The sequence below is a fragment of the Carnobacterium sp. genome (assembly GCF_032094055.1).
In the GTDB taxonomy this organism is placed as follows: domain Bacteria; phylum Bacillota; class Bacilli; order Lactobacillales; family Carnobacteriaceae; genus Carnobacterium_A.
In genome coordinates this window covers 5011-12597 of record NZ_DAMDAK010000075.1, presented here as the reverse complement: position 1 = coordinate 12597, position 7587 = coordinate 5011, and the positions used below count along the sequence as shown (strand labels likewise).

7 protein-coding genes and 1 pseudogene are annotated in these 7587 nt (G+C 36.9%); all 8 read right to left on the bottom strand.

The features are described 5' to 3' along the window. Positions 1-1001: ABC transporter transmembrane domain-containing protein (locus RT405_RS10640; RefSeq protein ID WP_313469603.1), on the bottom strand; the 1001-nt coding region annotated here is incomplete at its 3' end. Between the two features lie 2 nt (positions 1002-1003). Further along, positions 1004-2020 (bottom strand): cytochrome d ubiquinol oxidase subunit II, encoded by a 1017-nt coding sequence (gene cydB / locus RT405_RS10635; protein ID WP_313469604.1) that lies wholly within the window; start codon positions 2018-2020, stop codon positions 1004-1006. 8 nt (positions 2021-2028) lie between these two features. After that, positions 2029-3441 (bottom strand): cytochrome ubiquinol oxidase subunit I, encoded by a 1413-nt coding sequence (locus RT405_RS10630; RefSeq protein WP_313469602.1) that lies wholly within the window; start codon positions 3439-3441, stop codon positions 2029-2031. Positions 3442-3847: 406 nt separating this feature from the next. Further along, complete coding sequence (locus RT405_RS10625; RefSeq protein ID WP_035031768.1) at positions 3848-4525, bottom strand: ABC transporter ATP-binding protein; 678 nt, start codon at positions 4523-4525, stop codon at positions 3848-3850. Then, a complete protein-coding gene (locus tag RT405_RS10620) occupies positions 4525-5151 on the bottom strand; it encodes an FtsX-like permease family protein (RefSeq protein WP_313469600.1) in 627 nt (208 codons plus the stop codon). Before RT405_RS10620 ends, RT405_RS10625 begins: the two co-directional genes overlap by 1 nt. A 40-nt stretch (positions 5152-5191) precedes the next feature. Beyond that, complete coding sequence (locus RT405_RS10615; RefSeq protein ID WP_313469598.1) at positions 5192-5542, bottom strand: hypothetical protein; 351 nt, start codon at positions 5540-5542, stop codon at positions 5192-5194. Positions 5543-5618: 76 nt separating this feature from the next. Next, positions 5619-6191 carry a TetR/AcrR family transcriptional regulator gene (locus RT405_RS10610; RefSeq protein WP_313469596.1) on the bottom strand — a complete coding sequence of 191 codons (573 nt, stop codon included), beginning with the start codon at positions 6189-6191 and terminating at the stop codon, positions 5619-5621. A 147-nt stretch (positions 6192-6338) separates the two neighbouring features. After that, positions 6339-7344: pseudogene (locus RT405_RS10605) on the bottom strand (YsnF/AvaK domain-containing protein). Between the last annotated feature and the right edge of the window lie 243 nt (positions 7345-7587).

Sequence of the window (7587 nt, the reverse complement as noted above, 5' to 3'; positions counted from 1 at the left end):
TCACTTGTTTCATCCCACTTTGCTTTCTCAGCAGACAAAACAGTCGTTTCTGTCGGAACTTCAATTTCTAAAATATCAAGTATAGCTGCCATTGCATTCTTACCGTCCAATGTTGCATGATAATCACTTGAAAATTCTCTAACCGGCAAGAAAAACTCAGGTGATAAAATAAGAACCGTTAAAGCCGGAAGCAACAACATAATTCCTTCTAATAAACGCAAGCCCAAAACTAAGGCAATCAAGGCGATGGATAATGTTGTAAAGAAATCTAAAGCAAAGGTAGACATTATCGCAACTTTTAAAGTGCTCATGGTAGCTTTGCGATAATTTTCACTAACGCTATGAACATTTCGACTATATTTTTTACTTAGCCCTAATAATTTTAAGGTTTCCAAGCCTTGCAATGCATCAACAAAATGATTGGATAATACTTTGTAGGTAGCATACTGGCGATCCGCTTTACTTTGAGCGGCATAGCCCAAAATCACCATAAATAAAATAATGATCGGGAAAACGACGATCATTGTAATTCCTGAATCTTTATCTAACGTAAAGACATACACTAAAACGATCCATGGAATAATCATCATATTCATCATTTTAGAAAGAAACAGCGTAATGTAATTTTCTACTTGACGAATACCTTCTAACGCCAGAGTTACCACACTGCCTGTTCCAGCTTTTTGAACGACTTTCGGCCCTAATGAAAAGACCTGGTTTAATAATTTTTTTCTTAATTCTTTTCCTTTTTGATAAGCAAATTTATCTAAGATACTTTCTCGAACCAACGTTAAAAAATGGCGACCGGCAAAAGATAAGAAAAACAAAAAGATCACTTTTGTTTGAGCTGCCAGTCCTTCTCCATTCCATAAACCGGTAATTGAAAGGGCTAAAAATCGAGCCTGAAAAATAATCATAAAAGCTTGCAGGAAAGAAATCCCTGCAAGCAAGATCATTATTTTTTTCATGCCAGATAAACCCAATAAACGTTTATCCATCATAATTAATATTTCACCACATCATCTTTCTTAATTCTTTGTCTGAATACATGATAAGTCCATCCTTGATACGCCAAAACAAACGGCAAGACCATTAAGGACAACCAAGTCATCACTTTCAACGTATACGGTGTACTTGAAGCATTAACGATCAAAATATCATTTGCTGATGAGATCGAACTAACCATGACACGCGGGAACAATCCAACAAATAACAACGCAACTAAACTAATCAAAGTCAATCCACTAGTAATAAACGCTAAGAGTTCTTTATCTTTATGAACTCCATAAGTTGCTAATAGACTCAACACCACCATTACTCCTAAAAGGATCAGTGTTGCTGTTAAATGCAATTGGAAGAAATCAGTAACTGTGTAAAGCATGATTACGAAGAGAACTAAACCGGCAAATAAAACATAATATAATTTTTTAGCATAGTTGATGGCACGTGCGTGTACATCTCCCAAAGTTTTTAACCCAATATAGTTTAATCCATGTAAGAAACACAGCAACGTTAATACAACGCCTCCCAAAATAGAAAACGGCGTAAAGTAGTCGGTAAAGGTGGCGTTCATATTACCAGCTTGATCCAACGGCATGCCTTCTGCCATACTAGTAAACATTAAACCAAAGAAAAATGGCGGAATCAAACTACCAAAGAACAAGGTCCAATCCCATAATTCGCGGCCTTTTTGCCCTTCCATCTTACTGCGGAATTCAAACGATACTCCACGGATGATCAAGCCGAACAGAACGGCTAATAAAATCAAGTAGTAGCCGCTGAATAAAGAAGCATACCAGTGCGGAAAAGAAGCAAACATTGCTCCTCCGGCAGTGATCAGCCATACTTCATTGGCATCCCAGACCGGCCCGATCGTTCCAACTAATTGTTCACGTTCTGCTTGGTCTTTTGCTAAAAAGCGTGTTGACATTCCGACTCCAAAATCAAATCCTTCTAAGAAAAAGAAACCAGCAAATAACACACCAATCAAGATAAACCAAAAAAGTTGTAATGTACTCATATCAGCCATTATTTAAACGCCTCCTTTTCAAATGGATCATCGCTTTTCCGATTGATTTCATTCTCACTTTCTTGGATATGGTAAGGACCATGGTTCATTTCTTTTCTCACGAAGTACGCCATAACTCCACCAAGACCAGAGAAAAGCAAGAAGTAAATAATGTTACTCGTCATTAAAGAAGCGACAGAAACATTTGGCGAAACACTATCAGCCATTGTATATAGACCGTAGACAGTCCATGGGTAACGTCCTAATTCAGTGATCAACCAACCAGTTGTGTTGGCAATAAATGGAAGAAATAAAGAGAAACCAATGACATATAGTAACCATTTCATATTCATCAATGTTTTTTTGCGTAAGCTGAACCATAAACCTAGAATAGCAACTAAAGCTAAGAACATACCGCTTCCTACCATGACTCTAAAACTCCAAAACAGGGTTTTAACAGGCGGGTAATAATCCATATCCCCATGCTCTGCAGTTAATTCTTTATTGATGGTGTTCATTCCTTTAATGCTGCCTGAGGGTTTGTTGTAAGATAAGATACTCAACATATAAGGAATTTCAAGGGACCAAGTTGTTTCTTTTTTATCAGTATCTTGTAATCCAACGAGCGTCCAAGAAGCAGGATCGCCTGAATCTTCATAGAGACCTTCTGTTGCAGCGAATTTCATCGGTTGATCTTCTACTAATGCTTTTGTTTGTAAATCTCCAGCTCCAATAGATAAAACAGTTCCGACTAAACCAATCATTAAACCTAAATTCAAAGATTTCCGGTTGAATTCGATATCTTTTTTGGCAATCAGTCTAAACGCTGCAAGACCGGCAACGAAAAATCCACCAAGAAGAACAGCTCCAAATAGCACGTGGGTAAATTCATACCAAACTTTTGGATTAGAAAGCAATACACCAAAATTGTTCAATTCAGCACGGCCATTATTGATTGTATAGCCTACTGGGTGTTGCATGAAACTATTGGCTACTAAGATCCAAAACGCTGAAAGCATGGCTCCTACAACAACCAACCACATAAATAGCGCATGGACTTTTTTATTGAATTTGTCCCAGCCGAATATCCATAGGCCGATAAAAGTAGACTCCAAGAAAAACGCCATTAAAGCTTCCATGGCTAATAAAGAACCGAAAACATCTCCGACAAAACGGGAATAATCAGACCAGTTCATTCCAAACTGGAATTCTTGGATCAGACCGGTAACAACTCCCACTGCAAAACTCAACAAGAAAATATTTCCCCAAAATTTTGCCATGTCTTTATACATCTTATCTTTTTTGATGACATAAATAGTTTCCATAATAGCAACAGTTAAACCAAGTCCGATTGACAGCGGCACAAAGAAAAAGTGAAACACAGTTGTCATAGCAAACTGAAAACGAGCGAGTGAAAGAATATCAAAACTCACTTTAAAAACCTCCTCCAAAAATTTACCCTCACTTAAATAGCTAAGGTTTTATAGTTCAAAAATTAAACTCTATTTTCCATTATAAGCTTTCTAAGCATAATTACAATAATAATACAAGAAAAACGGTTAATTTTTTCACAAAGATAATCAGAATCTTTTTCATTTCTATCTTACCTGTCTCAAAGAAATCTTACCAGAAAAGTTACTTTGAATTCCCAAAAAAATTTTTACGCAATAATAGAGCGTGAATCATACTATAATAGCAGCAAACTGTTACATTTTTTAATCTTCAAGATGCTTTTAATTCCTTAAAAGAAAGATTCTAATAAACCACCCACTATTTATGGGTCGTCTATCAGAATAATTCATTTTCGGAAAATGGATCCTCTATTGCTTCGCCTTCTTCTTACTGTTCTTGTGTAAGCACTCCGTCTTCGATTCGATACACTCGATCACAGTATGTTAACATCCGTTCATCATGAGTTACCATGATAGCAGCTTTCCCGCGTGCTTTAACTTCTTCTGCAATCAGTTTCACAACTTCATGTGCACGTTTTGTATCCAGATTTGCTGTAGGTTCATCGGCTAAAATAAGGTCGGGGTCATTCATAAAAGAGCGAGCAATAGCAACTCTCTGACGCTCCCCACCAGATAACTCATTTGGAAATTTCTTCAATTTGCTAGCTAATCCTAAATCATTCAACAAATCTTCTGCAAACTTTTTATCTTCAGCTGTTACAGATCCACTCATTTTTTTCACGACCAGCAGTTGGTCTAAAACCGTTAAATAAGGAATAAGATTGGATGTTTGTAAGATAAAGCCGATTTGTTGTAAACGGACTTTTGACAATTCTTTTTCTTTTAATGTCGAAACCGCTACTTCATTCACAAAAACTTCTCCTTCAGACGGCTGTAACAACGCACCTGAAATAGATAAAAAGGTGCTTTTACCCGAGCCAGACGGTCCAATGATCGCAATAAACTCACCAGGTATTACGGATAAAGAAACATTTTCTAATGCAGTCGTTTTAAATTCACCTTCTTGGTAGAATTTTGAAACGTTTTTTAATTGTAGACCTGCCATTATTCCACCCTCCCTAAAGCTGTTAACGGATCAATTTTTGCAATTTTTAAAACAGAAAAGAATGAACTCACTACACTGATAGCCAGTAAAATCAAACTATAAGAAACAACAAGCGAATTCACTAAGTTAAATGGCATTGAATCGGGCAGGATAGCTGCTGTTGCATAAGTTAAGCCCACTCCCACAAGGATACTGATGACAGATAAAATAAAGACTTGTGAGATCACGGATTTAATGACAAACCAGTTGCTGCCGCCAATTGCTTTCATCACGCCAAATTGCTGTGTTTTTTGATTCGTCAAGATGTAAAAGAAAACTGCAATCACAATAGCTGAAATAACAATCAAGAAACCTAACATCATCGTGATCGTTCCATTTTCTGCCGCATATCCTGGAACCGCATTGATAACTTCTTTTTTTGTGCCTACTTCAATGTGTTTCACATCTTGTGCTATTTTTTCAGGGTCGCTGTCTTTTCCTTGAATCATAATGCTGTTTACGACATCTTTGATTCCGTTGTCTGAACCAGGAGCTGCATATTTATAAGCTCGGAATTTATCTAATGAAGTAAAGACAACCGGTTGGTGACTTAGCGTTTGATTCTTAGTGAAACCAACGATCTTCATTTTTTCATTAGAACCGCTAATAGTTAAGTCGTCGCCTAGTTTAAACCCTTCTTAAAACGTCAACTTTCGAAGCTGCTTCTTTATCGCTTCCCGCGTTACGAATGGAAGCAGATGCTGTGCCAAATGGAGCTACCGCTTTGACTCCGTCTTCTTTCAGTAAATCATCTGCTATGGATTCCGATATCATTGATTTTGAAAAAGTAAACTCAGACTTTTCTTCATACACCGCATAATCTACATCGGCATATTTCAAAGTAGCCGCTCCTAAGTCGGATAAGCCGTTTCCTAATCCTGCTAGAAAGAAGACTAGCCAAGCGATTAGAACAATGATCAAACTGATCATCAGAAAACGGCCTTTTGAATATTTTAATTCTTTTAGTGCTAAAAACATTTTGTCAGCCTCTTTTCAAATAAACTAACTTGCAAGTTGTAACTTCATTATAACGTAAAGTTACACTTGTGTCACTTTATTTATTAAAAATACCCTGACAAATAATTTCTTGGAGATAATCTGCTCGTTTTTCTTGCGAAAGACCAGCCCGATTAGGAATCGTTACACTGTGAAAAATAAGCTCAATAATTAAGCTTTCGGGTATGGTATTTTTTATATGCCCTTTTTGCTGCCCTGTTTGAATAAAGGTTTGAATCTGTTCAAAAAAGCGTTTGTGCAATACTTGTGATTGCTGTTTTTTCTCTTTCATCTTCTCTTCATTGGCAATTCGTCCGCCTGGAATCATGAAAGAGATTTGGTGAATATCACTGTATTCAAAAATCAAAGCAAACAACTGTTGAAATTGAGCAAAATAATCAGCAGCCCAATCTAGCTTTTCAAGATCGTCAACCATTTTCTCCATTTCTGAAATCATATAATCATAAATCAATTCATCTTTATTTGTATAATACTTGTAAATAGCTGCTCTTGAAACATTCAATGAGTTGGCTAATAAGCCAAATGAAAATTTATCATAGCCGACTGACATTAAAAGCTGATGTGTCTCTTCATAAATATCTTCTGTTGAAAATTTTTTCTCTCTCGCCATCCAAAACCTCTCCTTTTGTTCATTCGCCTTCTTAGTATACCATCAACGAAGCAGATTGGAACAGAGACGAAAAAGAAGACACAACCTGCTTCTATCACCAGGTTGTGTCTTCATGCCCAATTTTTAAAGAAAAACTCTCTTTACTTATTATAGTTTATCTTTATCGTTATCTTCGATTTGAACATCTCCGTCAGTGTGGATATCTATATCTTCTTTACGAACTTCTTCAGAAACGTGTTTAACATCTTCTTTGGTGTCTTTATCGATCACTACTTCTTCTGTTACAACAGGACGTTTATGCACTTCTATTTGTTCTTCCACCACTGGAACAGTGAAGGATTCATCTTTCAAATCTGCCTCATTCTCCATCTGTAACTGGGCGTCTTTCAACTCTTACTTCTTCATGTTTGACAGGTACTTCAACAGTTTGTGTTTCTTCTGTTACCACTTTATCTACATGAACTTCTCCAGTTTGAACTTCTTTCGTGTCTACGTCTAATTTTTCTTCTTGTAATTTAATTTTTTCTTTGTCTGAAAGATCCTTGCTGGCCGTATTGTCCACTGTGCTATTATCCGGTGCTACGCCCATATCGGTATCATTGGTCATATCTTGATTGGCTCCTCCCCAATCTGCTGGCGGCACTGATTGATTTGTGTCATCTGTTCCAATCGTATCTGATGCAGCGTCCATTGAAGGATTTACTCCCGTTGAACTGACGGTATCTGTCGGATCAACAAAATCAGTTGTTCCCATCGGTTCTGTCATTCCTGGCGTTGGTGTGTTTGGCATCGTCGTATCGTCCATTGATGCTGATCCAGTTGTATCGTTTTTCGTTCCATCTACTAAAACAACAATGCTTCCATTACGGATATCATCTGTGTAATCAGCTAATACATCATCATTGTCCCCAGTTGTTTCATCATAAGGATCAATACGAAAAGCATCTTTTATTTTTTCCCACATTGATTCATCGTCATGATCGACATCTGTTTTTGTCGTAACTTCTACGCCTTCATCCTGAACAGTAGTACTCATGTCTTTATTCGTAACTAATGTGATATCTTTTTTCGAGTACCCTTCAGCCACTAATTCATCAATAGCTCGCTGAGCTGCTGATGCCGTTTCGTAACTACCTTTGACAAATTTACTCATAACTTTACCACTCCTTAGTATAATAATAAAATACAATCTATCTGTACAATTTTTATTATACTAATAAACGATAGGAGACACAATTAATACGACTGCGCTTCCATTCCATATCATCTATCAGCTAGTATTTTTTTCCATAAGTAAAAGCAGCGGTTTTTTCACCGCTGCTTTTATAAAATCATTTATTAACTTAATCTTACTCGCCTTCCAACGGGTCTTTACCAAGGAAAGCTTGTAACATCC

Excerpts from the sequence above, each read along its gene's own strand:
- cydB (WP_313469604.1), bottom strand. The coding sequence starts at position 2,020 with ATGAGTACATTACAACTTTTTTGGTTTATCTTGATTGGTGTGTTATTT.
- RT405_RS10625 (WP_035031768.1), bottom strand. The coding sequence starts at position 4,525 with ATGGCAGGTCTACAATTAAAAAACGTTTCAAAATTCTACCAAGAAGGT.
- RT405_RS10620 (WP_313469600.1), bottom strand. The coding sequence starts at position 5,151 with ATGAAGATCGTTGGTTTCACTAAGAATCAAACGCTAAGTCACCAACCG.
- RT405_RS10615 (WP_313469598.1), bottom strand. The coding sequence starts at position 5,542 with ATGTTTTTAGCACTAAAAGAATTAAAATATTCAAAAGGCCGTTTTCTG.
- RT405_RS10610 (WP_313469596.1), bottom strand. The coding sequence starts at position 6,191 with ATGGCGAGAGAGAAAAAATTTTCAACAGAAGATATTTATGAAGAGACA.